The 18,806-nt window shown below is 70.9% G+C and carries 18 protein-coding genes and 1 pseudogene; 16 read left to right on the top strand and 3 right to left on the bottom strand.

The window, feature by feature from the left end:
• The 5 genes and pseudogenes from OM076_RS28545 to OM076_RS46350 all read left to right on the top strand — a co-directional run bounded on the left by OM076_RS28545 (window position 1) and on the right by OM076_RS46350 (window position 5,370).
• A complete protein-coding gene (locus OM076_RS28545) occupies window positions 1–2,187 on the top strand; it encodes an MMPL family transporter (RefSeq protein ID WP_270043524.1) in 2,187 nt (728 codons plus the stop codon).
• A 12-nt stretch (window positions 2,188–2,199) separates the two neighbouring features.
• Entirely contained in the window at window positions 2,200–3,228 is a 1,029-nt protein-coding gene (locus OM076_RS28540) for a 6-phosphofructokinase (RefSeq protein ID WP_270043523.1), read from the top strand.
• Window positions 3,191–4,372: an MFS transporter gene (locus OM076_RS28535; protein WP_270043585.1), complete on the top strand. Its 1,182-nt coding sequence runs from the start codon at window positions 3,191–3,193 to the stop codon at window positions 4,370–4,372. The genes OM076_RS28540 and OM076_RS28535 overlap by 38 nt, the downstream gene beginning before the upstream one ends.
• A pseudogene (locus OM076_RS46945) lies at window positions 4,267–4,617 on the top strand (type IV toxin-antitoxin system AbiEi family antitoxin domain-containing protein); the annotation flags it as partial. The gene OM076_RS28535 and the pseudogene OM076_RS46945, both read left to right, overlap by 106 nt.
• A 186-nt stretch (window positions 4,618–4,803) precedes the next feature.
• Window positions 4,804–5,370 (top strand): endonuclease domain-containing protein, encoded by a 567-nt coding sequence (locus tag OM076_RS46350; RefSeq protein WP_270043522.1) that lies wholly within the window; start codon window positions 4,804–4,806, stop codon window positions 5,368–5,370.
• Here the strand turns inward: OM076_RS46350 and OM076_RS28525 are convergent.
• A complete protein-coding gene (locus OM076_RS28525; protein ID WP_270043521.1) occupies window positions 5,348–7,270 on the bottom strand; it encodes a hypothetical protein in 1,923 nt (640 codons plus the stop codon). The genes OM076_RS46350 and OM076_RS28525 overlap by 23 nt on opposite strands.
• 330 nt (window positions 7,271–7,600) lie before the next feature.
• On the opposite strand from OM076_RS28525, the gene OM076_RS28520 reads away from it, so the two are divergent.
• Window positions 7,601–8,182, top strand: a complete 582-nt coding sequence (locus OM076_RS28520; protein WP_270043520.1) for an FHA domain-containing protein — start codon at window positions 7,601–7,603, stop codon at window positions 8,180–8,182.
• Here the strand turns inward: OM076_RS28520 and OM076_RS28515 are convergent, their stop codons facing one another.
• Together OM076_RS28515 and OM076_RS28510 are read right to left on the bottom strand one after the other, a co-directional pair.
• Window positions 8,183–10,102 (bottom strand): serine/threonine-protein kinase, encoded by a 1,920-nt coding sequence (locus tag OM076_RS28515; protein WP_270043519.1) that lies wholly within the window; start codon window positions 10,100–10,102, stop codon window positions 8,183–8,185. It lies immediately after the preceding gene.
• 41 nt (window positions 10,103–10,143) lie between these two features.
• Window positions 10,144–11,298 (bottom strand): 4-hydroxybenzoate 3-monooxygenase, encoded by a 1,155-nt coding sequence (locus tag OM076_RS28510; protein WP_270043518.1) that lies wholly within the window; start codon window positions 11,296–11,298, stop codon window positions 10,144–10,146.
• Window positions 11,299–11,347: 49 nt separating this feature from the next.
• Between OM076_RS28510 and OM076_RS28505 the strand changes: the two genes are divergently transcribed.
• The 10 genes from OM076_RS28505 (at window position 11,348) to OM076_RS28460 (ending at window position 18,803) form a co-directional block, all read left to right on the top strand.
• Window positions 11,348–12,145 carry a CoA transferase subunit A gene (locus tag OM076_RS28505; RefSeq protein WP_270043517.1) on the top strand — a complete coding sequence of 266 codons (798 nt, stop codon included), beginning with the start codon at window positions 11,348–11,350 and terminating at the stop codon, window positions 12,143–12,145.
• A gap of 68 nt (window positions 12,146–12,213) precedes the next feature.
• Complete coding sequence (locus OM076_RS28500) at window positions 12,214–12,960, top strand: CoA-transferase subunit beta (RefSeq protein WP_270043516.1); 747 nt, start codon at window positions 12,214–12,216, stop codon at window positions 12,958–12,960.
• Window positions 12,957–14,135 carry a thiolase family protein gene (locus OM076_RS28495; RefSeq protein WP_270043515.1) on the top strand — a complete coding sequence of 393 codons (1,179 nt, stop codon included), beginning with the start codon at window positions 12,957–12,959 and terminating at the stop codon, window positions 14,133–14,135. Before OM076_RS28500 ends, OM076_RS28495 begins: the two co-directional genes overlap by 4 nt.
• Window positions 14,132–14,839 carry a protocatechuate 3,4-dioxygenase subunit beta gene (pcaH, locus tag OM076_RS28490; RefSeq protein WP_270043514.1) on the top strand — a complete coding sequence of 236 codons (708 nt, stop codon included), beginning with the start codon at window positions 14,132–14,134 and terminating at the stop codon, window positions 14,837–14,839. Before OM076_RS28495 ends, pcaH begins: the two co-directional genes overlap by 4 nt.
• Window positions 14,836–15,348, top strand: coding sequence for a protocatechuate 3,4-dioxygenase subunit alpha (gene pcaG / locus OM076_RS28485; protein ID WP_270043513.1), 513 nt, complete (start codon window positions 14,836–14,838; stop codon window positions 15,346–15,348). Before pcaH ends, pcaG begins: the two co-directional genes overlap by 4 nt.
• Window positions 15,323–16,453, top strand: a complete 1,131-nt coding sequence (locus tag OM076_RS28480; protein ID WP_270043512.1) for a lyase family protein — start codon at window positions 15,323–15,325, stop codon at window positions 16,451–16,453. The genes pcaG and OM076_RS28480 overlap by 26 nt, the downstream gene beginning before the upstream one ends.
• The gene (gene pcaD / locus OM076_RS28475) at window positions 16,450–17,205 is read left to right on the top strand and encodes a 3-oxoadipate enol-lactonase (RefSeq protein ID WP_270043511.1); all 756 of its coding nucleotides are present in this window, start codon (window positions 16,450–16,452) and stop codon (window positions 17,203–17,205) included. The genes OM076_RS28480 and pcaD overlap by 4 nt, the downstream gene beginning before the upstream one ends.
• Window positions 17,205–17,573 carry a 4-carboxymuconolactone decarboxylase gene (pcaC, locus tag OM076_RS28470; protein ID WP_270043510.1) on the top strand — a complete coding sequence of 123 codons (369 nt, stop codon included), beginning with the start codon at window positions 17,205–17,207 and terminating at the stop codon, window positions 17,571–17,573. Before pcaD ends, pcaC begins: the two co-directional genes overlap by 1 nt.
• Window positions 17,566–18,348, top strand: coding sequence for an IclR family transcriptional regulator (locus tag OM076_RS28465; protein ID WP_270043509.1), 783 nt, complete (start codon window positions 17,566–17,568; stop codon window positions 18,346–18,348). Before pcaC ends, OM076_RS28465 begins: the two co-directional genes overlap by 8 nt.
• Entirely contained in the window at window positions 18,348–18,803 is a 456-nt protein-coding gene (locus OM076_RS28460) for a Fur family transcriptional regulator (RefSeq protein WP_270043508.1), read from the top strand. Before OM076_RS28465 ends, OM076_RS28460 begins: the two co-directional genes overlap by 1 nt.
• The last annotated feature ends 3 nt before the right edge of the window (window positions 18,804–18,806 follow it).

Raw genomic sequence — 18,806 nt, 5'->3', positions numbered from 1 at the left:
ATGCCGCCGAAGAAGAGAAACCTCGCCGCCCGCGCCGGCTACTGGAGCGCGACGCACCGCAAGATCGCCATCGGAGGCTGGTTGGCCTTCGTCGTCATCGCGTTCGTCCTCGGTGGGGCGATCGGCACCAACACGCTGTCCGACGACGACTCCGGCAACGGCTCCTCGCGCGTCGCCGACAAGGCGATCACCGCCGCCGACTTCCCGGACAAGGCCGATGAGCAGGTCCTCGTTCAAGGCCGCGACGGCCAGCTCACCGCGAAGGATCCGAAGTTCCAGATCGCGGTCAAGGACGTCGTAGCCAAGCTGAAGGACTCGCGCGACGTCATCGACGTCGCCTCGCCGTACGCGAAGGGCAACGAAGGCCAGATCTCCAAGGACGGTCGCTCTGCGCTGGTGACGTTTTCGATTCCCGGCGACAAGCAGCTCGACGACAAAGTCGTCCCCTCGCTGAACGCGACCGCCGCGGTCCAGAAGGCGCATCCCGACCTGCGGATCGAGCAGTTCGGTGACGCGTCCGCCGACAAGGCGCTCGGCGCCTCCTTGGACGATGACTTCAAGCGCGCGGAGTTCCTCAGCCTCCCGATCACGCTGATCATCCTGATCGTCGCGTTCGGGGCACTGGTCGCCGCCGGTGTGCCGCTCCTGCTGGCGATCACGGCCGTCGTCGGCACGCTCGGCCTGGTCGGTCCGATCAGCCAGATCTTCCCGATGGAGGAATCCGCGAACAGCGTGATCCTGCTCGTCGGCCTCGCGGTCGGCGTCGACTACTCGATGTTCTACTTGCGGCGCAAAATGGAGGAGAGAGACGCGGGACGGTCCTCGGAAGCGGCACTCGAGTTCGCCGCCGCCACCTCAGGGCAAGCGGTGCTCGTCTCCGGCGTCACCGTCATGATCGCCATGGCCGGCATGTTCCTCGCGGGCAACGCGGTCTTCACGAGCTTCGCGGTCGGCACGATGCTCGTCGTCGCGGTCGCGATCATCGGCTCCGTCACCGTCCTCCCTGCGGTGCTGTCCAAGCTCGGCGACAAGGTCGAGAAGGGCCGCGTGCCGTACTTCGGCCGCCTGCGTCATCGCAATCACGGCGAGTCGCGCGTGTGGGGCTGGGTCATCGACCGCGCGCTCGCGAAGCCCGTCGTCTCGGTGATCGCCGCCGGCGGCATCCTGGTCGTGCTCGCGCTCCCCGCGCTGAACATGAAGACGATCAACCCCGGCACCGCGGGCCTCCCGCACGACCTGCCGATCATGCAGACCTACGAGCGCATCCAGTCCGCGTTCCCGGGCGGCCCGCTGCCCGCGCTCGCCGTGGTTCAGGCGAAGGACGTGACGAGCCCGGACGTGACGAAGGGGATCGAGCAGCTCAAGGCCACCGCCTCTGGCCCGACGAGCGTGCTGATCAGCCCGAACAAGCAGGTGGCGATCGTCTCGATCCCGCTGCCCGGCAACGGCACCGACGACCGCTCCGACGCGGCGCTGGTGAAGCTGCGCGACACCACGATCCCGGCCACCATCGGCCGCGTCTCCGGCACCGAGACCAACGTGACCGGCATGACCGCCGGCTCGAAGGACTTCAACGACAAGATGAACAGCCGCCTGCCGATCGTCTTCGCGTTCGTGCTCGGGCTCGCGTTCCTGCTGCTGCTCGTCACCTTCCGCAGCATCGTCGTGCCGCTGAAGGCGATCGTGCTCAATCTGCTTTCAGTGGGCGCCGCCTACGGCATCCTCACCTACGTCTTCCAGTACGGCCACTTCGAGGGGCTGCTGAACTTCCGCTCGGTGGGCGGGATCACGTCCTGGCTGCCGCTCTTCCTGTTCGTGATCCTGTTCGGTCTGAGCATGGACTACCACGTGTTCATCATCAGCCGCATCCGCGAGGCGGTCGACGGCGGGATGAGCACCGACAAGGCCGTCGCGCACGGCATCAAGGCCACGGCGGGCGTCGTCACCAGCGCGGCCGTCGTGATGGTCGCGGTGTTCGCGATCTTCGCGTCGCTCTCGATGATCGAGTTCAAGCAGATGGGCGTCGGCCTTGCCGTGGCCATCCTGCTGGACGCCACGTTGGTGCGCGCGGTCCTGCTTCCGGCGGCCATGAAGCTGCTCGGCGAGCGCAATTGGTACCTCCCGCGCTCGCTGCACTGGTTGCCGAAATGGGAACACGACAAGGCGCCCGAGCCCGTCCATGCCTAACCTCATGCGCCTATGCGAATTGGCGTGCTCACCGGGGGCGGAGACTGCCCCGGGCTCAATGCGGTCATCCGGGCCATCGTGCGCAAGGGGGTCGACACCCACGGACATGAGTTCGTAGGGTTCAAATACGGCTGGGCCGGCGTCCTCAACAACGACACGATGCCGCTCACCCGCGACTCGACGCGCGGCATCCTGCACCGCGGCGGGACGATCCTCGGGTCGTCCCGCACCAACGTGTACAAGGTCGAAGACGGCCTGAACAAGGTCAAGGCGGCGATGGAGACCCAGGGCCTCGACGCCCTGATCCCGATCGGCGGCGAGGACACGCTCGGCGTCGCAGGCAAGCTGCACGAGGACGGCATCCCGGTCGTCGGCGTACCCAAGACGATCGACAACGACCTCAACGCGACCGACTTCACGTTCGGCTTCCAGACCGCGGTGCAGATCGCCACGGACGCGATCGATCGCCTGCACACCACGGCGGAGTCGCACAACCGCGTGCTGGTGTGCGAGGTCATGGGTCGCCACGCCGGCTGGCTGGCCGTCTACTCCGGGATGGCGGGCGGCGCCGACGTGGTCCTCATCCCGGAGCGGCCATTCGACATCGACGAGGTGTGCGACCACCTCAAGCGCCGGCACGCGAACGGGGCGACGTTCTCGATCGTCGTCGTGGCCGAGGGCGCCACGCCCAAGGACGGCGGCCTGCTCACGCAGCACCAGACGACGGACTCCTTCGGGCACGTGCGGCTCGGCGGCATCGGGATCATCCTCGAGAAGGAGATCGAGGAGAAGACGGGCTTCGAGTCGCGCACGACGATCCTCGGCCACATCCAACGCGGCGGCACCCCGCTCGCGTTCGACCGCGTGCTCGGCAGCCGCTTCGGCGTGGCCGCCGTGGACGCGATCAGCGAGGGCGACTACGGCAAGATGGTCGCGTTGCGCGGAACCCGGATCGAGCGCGTGCCGCTCGCCGAGGCCATCGCCGAGCCCAAGCTGGTGGACGCTGACCTTTACGAGACGGCCGAAGTCTTCTTCGGCTGAGCTAGCGTTCGCGGTCGTTCTGACCGGCCTCAACCTGAGGCCGCTCTTCGGCAGCCTGCCGCCGCTGTTGTCGGACATCCGGGCGGATCTCGGACTGTCCGCCGCGGCGGCGGGCCTCCTGACGACCGGGCCGCTTTTGTGCTTGGGCGCCCTGGCGCAGCTCGGGCCGCGGATCGCGCGGCGGTACCCGGTCGAGCGGTTGCTCGTGGTCGCGGCGCTGGTGACAGCGTTCGGCACCGCGCTGCGCGGGCTCGGCGGGATCGCGCCGCTGTATCTCGGCACGCTGATCGCGGGGGCGGCGATCGCCTTGTCGCAGGTCGTGGTGCCCGCGCTGGTGCGCGCGCGGGCGCCCTCGCGCGCGGGCGTATTGACCGGCGCGTACTCGATGTCGCTCGTGGCCGGCGCGACGGTGGCGACGTTCACCGCGATCCCGCTCTCGAACTGGTTCGGCGGGTGGGAGCCGGTGCTGGCGATCTGGGCCGTGCCGGCGCTGGCCGCCGCCGTCGTCTGGCTGCCGCTGGCGGTGCGCGCCCACGACCCGGTTCCGGCGCCGGTGGGCGCGCCGCTGTGGCGCTCGCCGATGGCGTGGTCGATCGCCGTGTTCATGGGTCTGCAGTCGATGGCGTTCTTCTCGATCATCACGTGGCTGCCGGAGATCCTTGAGAGCCACGGCTTCTCCGAGGGTTCCGCGGGCTTCCTGACCGGCTTGACCCAGCTCGTCCAGATCGCGCCGGCGTTCGCGATCCCGGTGCTCGCCGCGCGGCGCCCGACGCAGACGCACCTCCTTGCGGTGATCGTCGGGACGTCGCTCGCCGGCCTGCTCGGGGTGTTGCTCGCGCCGGACGCGGCGCTCTTGTGGATGGTCTTCCTGGGGATCGGGCAGGGCGGCGCGCTGGGGCTGGGTTTGATCCTGCCGGTCCTGCGCGGGCGCGACGCGGGCCAGGTGGCGGGCATGACCGCGATGGCGATGGGGGTCGGCTACCTGATCGCCTCCACCGGTCCCGCGCTTGTGGGCGCGGTGCGGGATGCGAGCGGCGGGTGGACGTGGCCGATCATCGTCTTGTTGGTCATGACGGCGCTGCAGGTGCCGGCGGCGTGGCGCGCGGTCGGAGGGTGGGGGTGGGGTCAAAAGGCGTCCGCATAGGAAGCTTTTTGACCCCACCCCCTGGACCTGCGCAAAGTCGATACAGACTTGGCACAGATTTGGAACACACGCGTGTTGTTCCGTACACCGGCCCGCGGAACAGTGCGGGTGTGGGAACGGACGCGGAACTGGCACGGATAGCGGCGAGGCAACACGGGCTCGTCCGGACGCGAGACCTACAGGCGCTCGGTGTGAGCAGCAGCGCCGCGAGCAAGCGCCGGGCGAAGGGCTCGCTGCACAGAGTGCACCACGGAGTCCACGCGGTCGGACACATGGCGCTGTCGTGGGAGGCGCAATGCCTTGCGGCGGTTTTCGCCGCCGGCGATGGCGCGGCGTTGAGCGAATTCTGCGCGGCGAGGCTCTGTCGCATCAGCCGCTTTCCGGCGCCGGTGATCTCAGTTGTAGCGCCGCGAAAGGTGCGGATCGCGGGTGTGCGGGTGCACCGTTGCGCCCGGCTCCAGCCACGGGACCTCACCCGCCGCAATGGCATTCCGGTCACCACGGTTCCCCGCACCCTTGTCGACCTGACGGACCATCTGAGCGCCGAGCAACTCGCGAACGTCATCTACGAGGCCGCGTTCCGTGGGTGGTTCAGCATCGGTGAGACGCGCGCGGCGATGGCGCGGGCGAACGGTCGCCATCACCTGGATCGTCTGGACGAGGCCATTCACATGCATCTCGCCGGCAGCGCGGGTACGAAGAGCGGGAAGGAGGACGCGTTTCAGGCGCTCATCCGGGACCGCTTCCCCAAGCCGGCCATCAACGTCAGGCTGCTCGGCTTCGAGGTCGACTGTGTCTGGACGGACCACCGGCTCGTCGTCGAGGTCGACGGCGGCGGCCACGACCGCCCGCGGGCGCGACGCAAGGACGCGCGGCTCGACCGGGCGATGAAGGCCGGCGGCTACGACGTCCTGCGGTTCACCGACTTCGAGATCGAGCGAGAGCCGGAGACGGTGCGCGCCGCGCTTCACGCGGTCATGCAGGCGGGGCGTCGATGATGATGCGCGCCGCGAAGGACGCGGTCCGGCCGGTGGCGAGCACGATCTCGACCGTCGGGCCCGGGTGCGGGTCGGCGGGCTGGGGAGCCGGTGTCACGAGGCGGATGAGCGCGCCGGCAGGCCGAGCGAGCGGGAGCACCTGATAGCCGCTGTGCTCACTCACGATGTGCAGCGAACGGACGCTCGCGAGCGGACGCGTACCCGCCCCGAGGGTGACGATGCGGCCGTCCCGCAAGGTCGCGACGACGTGCGCGCGGGACCCCCAACTCGGGAACGTGGTCACGGGGTCGACGTCCGTCGCGGCGCGCAGCGTCCAACGGGCCTCGATCCACCCCGGCGTGAAGCGGTAGTGCGTGGTCGCGCGGATCCCGTGGTCGTGCACCTCACCGCTCGCCCGCAGATCGGTGAACGGCCCGGCGTACGCGCGGCGGCTGGTGTCGGTCCCGCTCACGCCGGCGCCGCGTGGCGCGCGGGTCAGTCGCAACGGCGTCGCACCCGCGTTGAACCCGCGATCGCCGTACTGGGTCCGCAACGCGACCCGCCCACCCACGCGAGCGGTGAGGCCGAACGACGCCGCGCCCGACCCGCCGATGTTCGCGGCCACGTCCTGCCGCGCATCGAACAGGCGGGCGATGTCGATGCCGCCGTACGGGATCGCGCGCTGGTTGACCGGCACGATCGCGGTGTTGTAGGCGGCTGTGGTGACGGCGAGCCGCCCGGTGTCGGGGTCGAACGAGTACAGCGCCGGCGGGCGGATCGCGGACCGGCGCCCGATGCCGGCCTCGAGGGCTCGCGCGGCGTTGGACTCGTATCGAGCGGCCGCGAGGTACGCGTTGGCGCGGCTCTGCGGAACGACGTTCACGCCGTAGGCGAGTGCCGCGGGGATCCCGTGTTCCCGCTCCACCTGCGCGACGTACCCGGTCAGGCCGCGGTCGAGCATCCACTTCGCCCACGCGCCCCACGCCGCGGTCGGCTGCAACTCGGGGGAAGACGCCACGCCGATCAGTGCGAGCTGCGACAGCGCGGACTTCTTGCGCTGATGCCAGCGTGAGAAACCCAAGCCGGTGTCCCAGTTCAGGTATCCGCTGTGGGTCCAGTAGCCGGCGAGCACCCGCCGGACCCACTCGTGCAGCAGGTCGAGTTGCGCGGGGGCGGCCATGCCGGAGTCACGCGCCAGCCCGTAGTAGCGCGAGAAGCCGAGGACGATGTTCGCGTACTCGGCCGAGTCGACGTTCGAGCGCGTGCGCAGTCCGCGGTCGGGCAGATAGTGAAACCGCAGCCCGGGCCCGAGGTTGCCCGCCTTGGCGCCCTGGGGGGCGGCACCCGCCAGGAACCGGGCGACGTATCGGCCCATCCCACCCGCGAGCGCGGACGTGTTCGCGTTGACGACCGCGTCGGCGGCCAGCACGGCGCAGTACCAGTTGATCTGGTTCAGCCGCAGGGCCGGCCAGCGCCAATCGCTGCTCGTGGCGACGCGATGGATCTCGTCACGGATCCGGGCGACGGTCCGCCCGTCGAGCCGGAGCACGTCGCGCGCGAGGTACGCGTGGACGAGGCCGTCGATCGCCTCGACGTCGAACACGAGGTGCCGGTTCGGCCTCCCCGGCATCGCGACCCACCCAGGCCCGGTGACCTGCGGATCGGCGCCCAACGGCGGGCGGTCCGTCCAGACCGCCGGGGAGACGAGGAACCGCGCGATCGAGCGCGCCCGAGCATCGGCGCGGGTGGGTCCATCATGCCCCTGCAGCGCGGCCACCGAATGGACGAGCAGGAGATCGGCGTTGACCTCGGTGTCGGTCGCTCCCGGCCCAGGCTCATAGCGACCAAGGCGCGCGTCCCAGAGCGGCTCGAGCCGCCGCTGCAGACGGTCGGCGACCGCGAGGTACCCCGCGGCGTCCAACCCGGCGACGGCATGAAGGGGTGCCCGCTGTGAAACGCGCTGCACGGGCGCTCGCGAGGGCAGGCAAACGAGGACAGCGACGGCACAGGCCAGCAGCGCGGACGCAGCCGCGAGCCGGCGACCCGCGGACGGGACGCAGCGCATGGGGAACCTCCTCCAAGGGGGCGCCCCGCCGGGGTGTGGCGGGCGGGGCGAGTAGCTCCCTCAGCCTCCCGCCACCGACCGCCCGGGCCCACACCGCGCAGGTGGTGATCGCGCGCCCCCAGGGTGAGCCGGGCCACCACCTTTGGGGGCCCCGCGCGCCTCCCCCGATGCGGCTAAGGTCGCAAGATGCCGTTCCTGCTCTATCGCGACGGCGCGGGCGACCAGGTCGTGCTGGAGCTGGAATCCGGCCGCTTGACGATCGGTCGCCGGGCGGCGAACGACGTCGCGTTGCCCTGGGACCCCGAGGTCTCGCGGGTCCACGCCGAGCTCAGCTACATGGGCGGGGAGTGGATCCTCTGCGACGAGGGCGTCTCGCACAACGGGACGTTCGTGAACGCTGAACGCGTCCGCGGGCGGCGGCGGCTACGCGGAGGCGACGTCATCGCCGTCGGTGACACGCAGATCGCGTTCTGCGCTCCCGCGAGCGGTTCGACGGTCGCGACGGCCGCGAAGGAGCGTGTGCCGACCGTGACGGTGACGCCTGCGCAGCGGCGTGTCCTGGCGGCCCTGTGCCGCCCACTCGACGACCCCGGCCGCGCCGCGCCCGCCTCCAACCAGGAGATCGCCGACGAGCTCGTCCTGTCCGTCGAGACCGTGAAGGGCACGCTCAGGGCACTGTTCGAGCGCTTCGAGCTCGAGGCGCTGCCGCAGAACCAGAAGCGCGCGGCGCTCGCGGCCCGCGGGCGAACGCTCCTCGAGGGCGACTGATCAGCGAAGCGCGATCCGCGTGACCGTGTTGTCGCCCGCACCGGTCACCCATACGGACTGACCGTCGGCGACGAGCGCGAACGGGTTTTCCGCGACATCCAGCGGAGCGCCGATGGATCGCGAGGTCCTCGGATCAAGCACGCGGACCGTGTGATCGGCGTAGCTGGCCACGAACAGACGACCGCCGGCCGCGACGATCTGCTGCGGCCGGCGGCCGGTGGCCGTCGGGACGAGGACGCGCGGGTGACGCGAGTCGATGCGCACGATCAGATCGTCCGTGTTGAGCGTCGCCCACAGGTAGCGACCATCGAAGTACAGCGCCGAGGACGGTGCCGCCAGCGTTCCCCAGGGGACGCTCTTCCCGGTTCGCGGATCGAAGCGGACGACGTTCGGCGCGGTGCGCTCGACGAGCCACACCGCCCCGGCTCCCGTCGCGATGGCGGCGACGCCGCGCCGTCTCGTCCAGCGGTGGAGCTCGGACCCGGTCTCGGAGTAGCGGACGAGAGCGTTCTCGGCGGGAGTGGCCCCGAGCGTCCCAACCCACACCGATCCGAACCCGACGGCGAGCCGCCAGGGCGCTCCCCCGGGATGCAGCCGACGCGTCACCTGTCCGCTGGCGGCGTCGATCTGCGCCACCTGGCGCGCGCCCCTCGCGGCGACCCAGACGGTGTTTCCGCGGCTGACGATGTCCGACGCCCCGAGTCCGACCTCAGGATGGTCGGCACGCTCGCGGCGTGTGGCGATGTCGATCCGATCGAGGCGGGGCTGATGGTTGCTCGTCACCCAGAGGTCACCGCCGGCAACCGCGATGCCGTTGGGCCGGTCGCCCACGTTGCGGATCGTCTCAGCCACGTGCGCGGCCGCTGCGCGCGGCGGGTTCCCATCGGACGGGAAGAGCACGACGGCGGCGACGACGCCCGCCAGCGCCAACGCACCGAGGGCTGCCGCGACACGTCGCCTTCGGCGCCCTCGCGGCGGCGCCGCTCCCGCGCTGACGGTCGACGCCTCCGGGTCCAGGACCACCGTGCTGGGCTGACCACCCGGGGCGGCCGCACCGCGCGCGACCATCCGCTCCGGCCGCTGCGGCGCCGCTCCCGTGGCGGCGGCGTGCGCGGCGCGTCCCAGATCACCCGCGGACGGGTAACGGTCTTCCGCGCGCTTGGCCATCGCGCGTGCGACCACCGCATCCAGTGCGCGCGGCAGCTCCGGCCGCAGCTGCGAAGGAACGGGCGGCGGGTCGGAGAGCTGCGCCCAAAGCTTGGCCTCGTCGGCGTCGCGCTCGAACGGGACATGACCGGTGAGCACGAACGCCAGGACGCCGCCGAGCGCGTATACGTCGGCGCGCGCATCGACGGCGCCGCCGCGGACCTGCTCCGGCGCGATGTAGTCCAGCGTCCCCACCCAGCGGCCCGTGCCGGTGGCCCCATCCGTCGACAGCACCTGCTTCGCGAGCCCGAAGTCCGTCACGTAGACGTGCCCGTCACGATCGACGAGCACGTTCGACGGCTTGACGTCGCGATGCACGTAGCCGGCGCGATGGATCGCGTCGAGGCCGGCGGCGGCGCGCGCGATCAGGTCGGTGGCGCGTCCGGCGGGCAGCGGACCGTCGTTGCGGACCAGCTCCTTGAGATCGTCACCGTCGATCAACCGCATCGCCAGATACGCGACGCCGCCGCGCTCGCCCGCGGCGTAGACCGGGATGACGTTGGGATGCTCGATCGAGGCCGCCGCTCGCACCTCCTTCAGGAACCGCGCGCGCACGGCGAGATCGTCGAGGAGCTCCGGCGCGATCACCTTCAGCGCGACGATCCGCTCCAGCTCGAGGTCGGCGGCGCGGTAGACGACGCCCATGCCTCCACGGCCGAGGACGGACTCGATCCGATACCCGGCGACCACCGCCCCGGGGGCAAGCAGACCCACCGACCGATCCTCTTCGATCGAGACTTCCTATACAAGGCCGGCTACTCGGCGATGAAGGGCATCCCCACGTAGTTCTCCGCCAGCGCGGTGGCCTGGGCGGCCGACGAGACCGTGTAGCGCAGCTGGGACTGCTGGAGCTTGAGCTGGAAGTCGTCGTCGCCCGCGAAGCGGTGGAGCATCGAGGTCATCCACCACGAGAAGTGCTGGACGCGCCAGACGCGTTCCAGGGCGCGAGACGAGTAGGCCGCCAGGCGCGAGTCGTCACCCCCGTAGAAGGCGTCGATGCCGTGGGCGAGCAGGTAGACGTCCGCCATCGCGGTGTTCAGGCCCTTGGCGCCGGTGGGCGGGACGATGTGGGCCGCGTCGCCGGCCAGGTACAGCCGCTCGTGCTGCATCGGCTCGACGACGAACGAGCGCATCGGGGTGACGCCCTTCTCGAAGACGTCGCCGCGGTTGACGGACATCCCGAAGCGGCGGTCGAGCTCGTTCCAGATCGCCTGGTCGGACCAGTTCGCGACGTCCTCGTCCGGCTCGCACTGCAGGTACATGCGGGTGACGGTGGGGGAGCGCATCGAGGCCAGCGCGAACCCGCGCTCGTGGTGGGCGTAGATCAGCTCGTCCGAGGACGGCTCGCACTCGGCGAGGATCCCGAGCCAGCCGAACGGGTACTCGCGCTCGTAGACCGTCAGGACGTCCGCGATCGTCGGGCGGCAGACGCCGTGGAAACCGTCGCAGCCCGCGATCACGTCGCACTCCAGCACGTGGTCGACGCCCTCGTGGGTGAAGCGCACCGAGGGAGCGGCCGGGTCGACCGACACGTCGGAGACCTCGAAGTACAGCGGCAGATCGGAGGCGACCCGCGCCTCGATCAGGTCCTTGACGACCTCCTGCTGGCCATAGATCGTGATCGCCCGCCCGCCGGTCAGGTCGCTCAAAGCGATCCGATGGCCCTCGCCGTCGAAGCGCAGCTCGACGCCCCCGTGGACGAGCCCTTCCGCATGCATGCGCGCGCCGAGACCCACCTCGTCCATCAGGTCCATCGTCGCCTGCTCGAGCACACCCGCGCGCACCCGCTGCTGCACGTACTCACGATCGCGCCGCTCGATGACCACGGATTCGATGCCTCGCAACTCCAACAGGCGGCCGAGCATCAGCCCCGCGGGTCCGCCTCCGACGATCGCAACCTGGGTACGCATATTCGGGGAGCATACCTGATACCGTTCGCCCTCCGAACCAACGTTCTCTATGCGAACACAACCTGCCGAGATCACTTCCCTCGCCGACGCCGTCAAAGACCTGGTCCACGACGGGGATACCGTCGCGCTGGAGGGCTTCACCCACCTGATCCCGGTCGCCGCCGGGCAGGAGATCATCCGCCAGCGCAAGCGCGACCTGACGCTGGTGCGGATGACCCCGGACATCGTCTACGACCAGCTGATCGGCGCCGGCTGCGCACGCAAGCTGATCTTCTCCTGGGGCGGCAACCCGGGCGTGGGGAGCCTGCACCGCTTCCGCGAGGCGGTACAGACCCACGAGCTCGAGATCGAGGAGCACAGCCACGCGGGCATGGCGAACCGCTACGTCGCGGCGGCCAGCCACCTGCCGTTCGCGATCCTGCGCGGCTACAACGGCACGTCGCTGCCCGAGCACACGGACACGATCAAGCCGATCACGTGCCCGTTCACCGGCGAGCAGCTCACGGCGGTGCCCGCGCTCGACCTCGACGTCGGGATCATCCACGCGCAGCAGGCCGACCGGAAGGGCAACGTCCAGCTCTGGGGCCAAACCGGCGTACAGAAGGAGACGGTGCTCGGCGCCAAGCGCAGCCTCGTCACGGTCGAGGAAATCGTCGACGAGCTCGAGCCCAAGCCGAACGCGGTCGTGCTCCCGCGCTGGGTCGTCACCCGCGTCGCCCACGTCCCGGGCGGCGCGAAGCCCTCCTACGCCCAGGACTACTACGAGCGCGACAACCAGGCCTACAAGGCCTGGGACGCCATCAGCAAGGACCGCGAGCGCTTCGCCGCGTGGATGGAGACGCTATGAACGACCCTGGCAACCCGCAGACGAGGGCCCACACCCGTGGCCCAGGGACCCACGACCCGGGTCAGGGTATGAGCTACGAAGCCGACGAGATGATGAGCGTCACCGCCGCACGAGCGCTCAAGGACGTCAACGCGTGCTTCGTGGGCATCGGCCTGCCGAGCACCGGCGCCAACCTCGCCCGCCGCACCCACGCCCCGGACCTCGTCCTGGTCTACGAAGCGGGTGCGATCGGCGCCAAGCCGCCGAGCCTCCCGCTCTCCATCGGCGACGGCATGCTCGGCGAGACCGCCGACGCGATCGTCGGCGTGCCCGAGATGTTCAACTACTGGGTCCAGTCGGGCCGGATCGACGTCGGCTTCCTCGGCGCGGCCCAGATCGACCGCTACGCCAACATCAACACGACCGTGATCGGCGGCGACTACGACAACCCGAAGGTCCGCCTCCCCGGCGCCGGCGGGGCGCCGGAGATCGCCGCCTCCTGCGGGGAGGTGATCGTGATCGTGCGCCAGAGCACCCGCGCGTTCGTGCAGACCGTCGACTTCGTGACCTCGGTCGGCCACGGCAGCGGGCCGGGCGATCGCGAGAAGCTCGGCCTCAGAGGCAAGGGGCCGACGAAGGTGATCACCGACCTCGGCATCCTCGAGCCCGATGCGGAGACGCGCGAGCTGGTCCTCACCCACGTGCACCCGGGCATCTCCGCGGAGCAGGCCCAAGAGGCCACCGGCTGGGACCTCAAGATCGCCGCCGACCTCAAGACCACGGAACCGCCGACCGAAGCAGAACTCCGAGCCCTACGAGAGCTGGTAGCCGCATGAGCGCCTACATCCTCGACGCCGTCCGCACCCCCTTCGGCCGCTTCGCCGGCGGCCTGGCGAAGGTCCGCCCTGACGACCTCGGCGCCCACGTCGTCGAGGCGCTGCTGTCGCGCGCCCCCGACCTCGACCCCGCGCAGATCGACGACGTCAGCTTCGGCAACGCCAACGGGGCGGGCGAGGACAACCGCAACGTCGGCCGCATGGCCGTCCTGCTCGCGGGCCTCCCGACCTCCGTCCCGGCCAACACCGTCAACCGCCTCTGCGGCTCCAGCCTCGACGCGGCGATGCAGGCAAGCCGCCAGATCGAGACGGGCGACGCCGACGTCGTCCTCGTCGGCGGCGTGGAGTCGATGAGCCGCGCGCCGTGGGTCGTTCTCAAGCCCGAGAAGCCGTTCCAGGCCGGCCCGTCGACGATGCATTCGACGACGCTCGGCTGGCGGATGGTCAACCCCGACATGCCCGACCAGTGGACGATCTCGCTCGGCGAGAGCACCGAGAAGCTCGCGGGGATCTACAAGGTCGGCCGCGAGGCGCAGGACGCGTTCGCGCTGCGCAGCCACCAGCGCGCGGACGCCGCGTGGAAGGCCGGCTTCTACGACGACTGGGTGATCTCCGTGGCGGAGACCGAGCTCTTCCGCGACGAGGGCATCCGCGCCGACTCGAGCCTCGAGAAGCTGGCGAAGCTCAAGCCGGCGTTCGTCAAGGACGGCACGGTGACCGCGGGTAACGCGTCGCCGCTCAACGACGGGGCGTCCGCCGTCCTGGTCGCGTCCGAGGCGGGCGCGAAGAAGGCGGGCAAGGACCCGATCGCCCGCATCGCCGGCCGCGGGACGTTCGCCGTCGACCCCGACATCTTCGGCATCGGCCCCGTCGAGGCCGCGAACCGCGCTCTCAAGCGCGCCGGCATCACGTGGAACGACGTCGACGCCGTCGAGCTCAACGAGGCCTTCGCCGCACAGTCGCTCGCGTGTGTGGGCGAGTGGAAGGACCTCGACCCGGAGCGGGTGAACATCAACGGCGGCGCGATCGCCATCGGCCACCCGCTCGGCGCCTCCGGCGGGCGGATCCTGGGCACGCTCGCCTACACGCTCAAGGCCAACGGCTGGAAGTACGGTGTCGCCGCCATCTGCATCGGCGTCGGCCAGGGCCTCGCGATCGTGCTGGAGGCCGTGTGACCACCTTCCGCGACGACACCGACACGCACCCGCTGCTCGACTACCCCGGCTACAAGTCGACGCGGCTCAGGCACCCCAAGCAGCCGCTGATCGCCCTCCCCCAGCGCCTGACGGAGACCACGGCGCCGATCCTCGGCGAAGACCGCCTCGGTGCGCTCGACCACGACCTCACCCGCCAGCACGAGGGCGAGCCCCAAGGCCAGCGGATCATCGTCCACGGCCACGTCAAAGAGGACGACGGGCGCCCGGTGCCCGAGACGCTGGTCGAGATCTGGCAGGCCAACGCCGGCGGCCGCTACCGCCACCGCTGGGACAACTGGCCGAGCCCGGTCGACCCCAACTTCAGCGGCGTCGGCCGCTGCCTCACCGACAAGGCGGGCTACTTCCGCTTCGTCACGATCCGGCCGGGCGCCTACCCGTGGGGCAACCACGCCAACGCCTGGCGCCCCGCCCACATCCACTTCAGCCTGTTCGGGCGCGCCTTCACGCAGCGCCTCGTCACGCAGATGTACTTCCCGGACGACCCGCTGTTCTTCCAGGACCCGATGTACAACGCGGTCGCCGACCGCGACCCGAAGGCCGCGCAGCGGATGATCAGCGCCTTCGACTACGAGTCGACCGAGGAGCAGTGGGCGCTCGCCTTCCGCTGGGACATCGTCCTGCGCGGCGAGGAAGCCACGCCGACGGAGGAGCCGCACGCATGAGGCTCCAGACCACGCCCTCGCAGACCGTCGGCCCGTACCTCTCGATCGGGCTCCCGTGGCCGGATGGCCCCGAGGTGGTGCCGGACGGGACGCCGGGCCGGATCCGCCTGTACGGCAAGGTCTTCGACGGCGAGGGCGAGATCATCCCCGACGCGCTGGTCGAGACCTGGCAGGCCGACGCCACCGGCCACTTCGGCTCGCACTTCCGCGGCTTCGGCCGCTCCCCCAGCAACGACGACGGCGACTGGGAGATCTTCACGGTCAAGCCGGGCGCGCTGGGCGACGGGCAGGCCAGGCACATCGACGTGAGCGTCTTCGCCCGCGGCATGCTCAACCGTTGCGTGACGAGGATCTACTTCGCCGATGAGGACAACTCGGGCGACCCGGTCCTGCAAACCGTGCCGGAGGACCGGCGCGACACGCTGCTCGCCGAGCCGGCCGGCGACGGCGAATACCGCTTCGACGTACACGTCCAGGGCGAGAATGAGACCGTCTTCTTCAAGCTCTGACGACGTCTTCGCCGGCGTCCTGTCGCGCGGCGGCGTGGCCGAGCAGGTCAGCGGCACCGCGTGGCTGCTGGCGCTGCTGGAATTCGAAGCGGCGCTCGCGCGCGCCCAAGCGCACGCGGGAGCGATCACGGTCGAGCAGGCGAACGAGATCGCGACCGTCTGCCGCCTCGAGCACTTCGACGTCGGCCAGATCGCGGCCGGCTCCGCCGAGATCGGCAACCCGGCCGGGCCCGTGGTGGCCAGGCTCAAGACGCTGACCGACGCGCCGGTGCACAAGGGCGCGACGAGCCAGGACGCGGTCGACACCGCGGCGATGATCGTCACCAAGCGGGCGCTCGTCCCGCTCCTGCACGACCTCCGCCAGGCGGCCGCGGCGGCCGCCGCGCTCGCGCAGACGCACCGCGACACGCCGATCATGGGCCGGACGCTGCTCCAGCACGCCGTGCCGACCACCTTCGGCCTGAAGGCCGCCGGGTGGATGAGCTCGCTCGACGAGGCGGCGGACGCGCTCGTCCGGCTCCCGCTCGCGGTGCAGCTCGGCGGCCCGGTCGGCACGCTCGCCGGTGTCGCCGACACACCTCAGGACGCGCTCGCCGTCCTCACCCACCTCGCCCGCGACCTCGGCCTCGACGCGCCCCACTTGCCCTGGCACACGCTCCGCGGCCGGATCGGCGAGCTCGCCGGCGCGCTCGGCGTCGCGGCGGGGGCAATCGGGAAGGTCGCGCGCGACATCACGCTGCTCGCGCAGACCGAGGTCGCCGAGGTGCGCGAAGCGCGCGGCGGCGGCTCGACCAGCATGCCCCACAAGCACAACCCGGTCGCCGCCATCTCCGCCCTCGGCTGCGCCCAGCAGGCCCCCGCCCTCGTCGCCACGCTGCTCGCCGCGATGGTGCAGGAGCACGAGCGCGCCGCCGGCGCCTGGCACAGCGAATGGCGCCCCTTCACCACCCTCCTGACCACGACCGGCTCCGCCGCGTCCTGGCTGCGCGAATCGCTCGAAGGGCTCGAGGTCGACGCCGACCGGATGCGCACCAACCTCGGCGACGCCGAGCCCGACACCGGCGCCGCCGCCCTGCTGACAGACCGGGCTTTGGAGAATCGATGATCCCGCACCACATCGTCACCGGCCCGGACGACGCGCCCGTGCTCGTCCTCTCGAACTCGCTCGGGACCACCCACGAGATGTGGGACCCGCAGGCGGAAGCCTTGGCCGAGCGCTTCCGGCTCGTCCGCTACGACACCCGCGGTCACGGCGGCTCCCGCACGCCGCACGGCCCGTACGACATCGAGGAGGTCGGCGGCGACGTCATCGACCTGCTCGATCACCTCGGCGTCGAGAAGGCGCACGTCGCCGGGCTGAGCCTCGGCGGCATGACCGCGATGTGGCTCGGGATCGCCACGCCGCGGCGCATCGACCGCCTCGTGCTGCTCTGCACCTCGCCGCTGATGGGGCCGCCGGAGACGTGGCGGGACCGCTCGGCGCTCGTCCGTGCGGAAGGGACGCAGGCGATCGTCGACGCCACGCTGGAGCGCTGGCTCACCGCGGACTACCGCGCGAGCCACGACATCTCCTGGCTGCGGGACATGTTCGTCGGCATCGACGACGAGGGCTACGCGAACTGCTGCTCGATCATCCAGCACATGGATCTGACCGCCAACCTCGCGCAGATCGTCGCGCCGACGCTCGTCATCGGCGGCGCGCAGGACCCCGCGACACCGCCTGCGCAACACGCGGAGAAGATCCACCAGACGATCCTCGGCTCGCGGTTGGAGATCCTCGATCCCGGCGCCCACCTGATCAGCGTCGAGCGCCCCGACGCAGTGACGAACCTGATCCTCGAGCACCTGGAGGCCTGATGGACCGCTACGACGCCGGCATGAAGGTCCGCCGCGAGGTGCTCGGCGACGAGCACGTGGACCGCGCGACCGCCAACGCGACCGAGTTCAGCCGCCCCTTCCAGGAGATGATCACCCGCACCGCCTGGGGCGAGGTGTGGACGCGTGACGGCCTGGACCGCAAGACCCGGTCCTGCATCACGCTCGCGGTGCTGACCGCGCTGCGCGCCGAGAACGAGATCCCGATGCACGTGCGTGCGGCGCTCCGCAACGGCCTGTCCCCCGAGGAGATCCGCGAGGTCCTGATGCACACGGCGGTCTACGCCGGTGTGCCCGCGGCCAATAGCGCCTTCGCGATCGCGCAGAAGACGCTCGACGACCTTGAGTGAAGACCGCGGCGAGCACTTCGTCCAGTCGCTGGAGCGCGGCCTGGCGGTGATTCGCGCGTTCGGCGCCGAGGACCCCGAGCTCACGCTCTCCGACGTCGCCCGCCGCACCGGCCTGACCCGCGCCGCCGCCCGCCGGTTCCTGCTCACGCTCACCGACCTCGGCTACGTCCGCACCGACGGCAAGCAGTTCGCGCTCACGCCGCGCATCCTCGAGCTCGGCTACGCGTACCTGTCGAGCCTGACGCTGCCCGAGGTCGCCGAGCCGCACCTCGAGCGCCTGGCGGCGGAGCTGCGGGAATCGAGCTCCGTCTCCGTCCTCGACGGAGACGACATCGTCTACGTCGGCCGAGTCCCGACCAGCCGCATCATGCGGGTCTCGATCAACGTCGGCACGCGCTTCCCCGCCTACGCGACCTCGATGGGCCGCGTCCTGCTCGCGGCGCTGCCGCCGGCCGAGCTCGACGCGTATCTCGCCCGGGCGACGATCAGCCCCCTCACCCCGCGCGCGATCGACAACACCGACGATCTGCGACACGAGCTGGAGCGCATCCGCACCCAGGGCTGGGCGCTCGTCGACCAGGAGCTCGAGGAGGGCCTGCGCTCGATCGCGGCCCCGATCCGCGACGCGAGCGGGCGCACGATCGCCGCCGTGAACGTCTCCGCCCACGCGAGCCGCGTGACGGCGCAGGACATCAAGGACACGCTGCTCCCGCCGCTCCTGCAGGCCGCGCAACGCATCGAGGCGGACCTCACCCGCGCCTACAATCAACGGTGATGGCCCAAACCCGGCAAGCGTGGTCCGAGCACGCACTCGAGCGGCTCAGCGACGCCGGCTTCAGGCGCGGCGGCGCCCGCCAAGTCGTGATCGAGTTGCTCGACGAGCAGCCCTGCGCGCTGTCGGCGCTGGACATCGAGGACGAGCTGCGCTCGCGCGAGGGGCGGCGGGTCGGCCGGGCGTCGATCTACCGCGTGCTCGACGAGCTCGTGACGCTCGATCTGCTCTCCAGGGTCGAGGTGGGTGACGGCGTCGCCCGCTATGAGCCGCAGCGTCCGCAGCACGAGCACGAGCACCACCATCATCTGGTGTGTGACGGCTGCGGCCGGCTCGAGCCCTTCCAGGACGACGCGCTCGAGCGCGCCATCCGCGGCCTCGCCGCCCGCGTCGCGTTCGACGTCTCAGATCACGACGTGACGCTGCACGGCTGCTGCGAACGCTGCCGCACCACCTAGACC

The sequence above is a fragment of the Solirubrobacter ginsenosidimutans genome, from assembly GCF_027587205.1.
Note: the sequence above shows the minus strand (reverse complement) of the source record. Positions and strands in the feature narration are given on the sequence as shown.

What these genes read in the sequence shown, in the direction of transcription:
- OM076_RS28540 (WP_270043523.1), top strand. Translation starts at nt 2,200, where the DNA reads ATGCGAATTGGCGTGCTCACCGGGGGCGGAGACTGCCCCGGGCTCAAT.
- pcaD (WP_270043511.1), top strand. Translation starts at nt 16,450, where the DNA reads ATGATCCCGCACCACATCGTCACCGGCCCGGACGACGCGCCCGTGCTC.
- pcaC (WP_270043510.1), top strand. Translation starts at nt 17,205, where the DNA reads ATGGACCGCTACGACGCCGGCATGAAGGTCCGCCGCGAGGTGCTCGGC.
- OM076_RS28460 (WP_270043508.1), top strand. Translation starts at nt 18,348, where the DNA reads ATGGCCCAAACCCGGCAAGCGTGGTCCGAGCACGCACTCGAGCGGCTC.
- OM076_RS28495 (WP_270043515.1), top strand. Translation starts at nt 12,957, where the DNA reads ATGAGCGCCTACATCCTCGACGCCGTCCGCACCCCCTTCGGCCGCTTC.
- OM076_RS28510 (WP_270043518.1), bottom strand. Translation starts at nt 11,298, where the DNA reads ATGCGTACCCAGGTTGCGATCGTCGGAGGCGGACCCGCGGGGCTGATG.
- pcaG (WP_270043513.1), top strand. Translation starts at nt 14,836, where the DNA reads ATGAGGCTCCAGACCACGCCCTCGCAGACCGTCGGCCCGTACCTCTCG.
- OM076_RS28500 (WP_270043516.1), top strand. Translation starts at nt 12,214, where the DNA reads ATGAGCTACGAAGCCGACGAGATGATGAGCGTCACCGCCGCACGAGCG.
- OM076_RS28505 (WP_270043517.1), top strand. Translation starts at nt 11,348, where the DNA reads ATGCGAACACAACCTGCCGAGATCACTTCCCTCGCCGACGCCGTCAAA.
- OM076_RS28545 (WP_270043524.1), top strand. Translation starts at nt 1, where the DNA reads ATGCCGCCGAAGAAGAGAAACCTCGCCGCCCGCGCCGGCTACTGGAGC.
- OM076_RS28480 (WP_270043512.1), top strand. Translation starts at nt 15,323, where the DNA reads ATGAGACCGTCTTCTTCAAGCTCTGACGACGTCTTCGCCGGCGTCCTG.
- OM076_RS28520 (WP_270043520.1), top strand. Translation starts at nt 7,601, where the DNA reads ATGCCGTTCCTGCTCTATCGCGACGGCGCGGGCGACCAGGTCGTGCTG.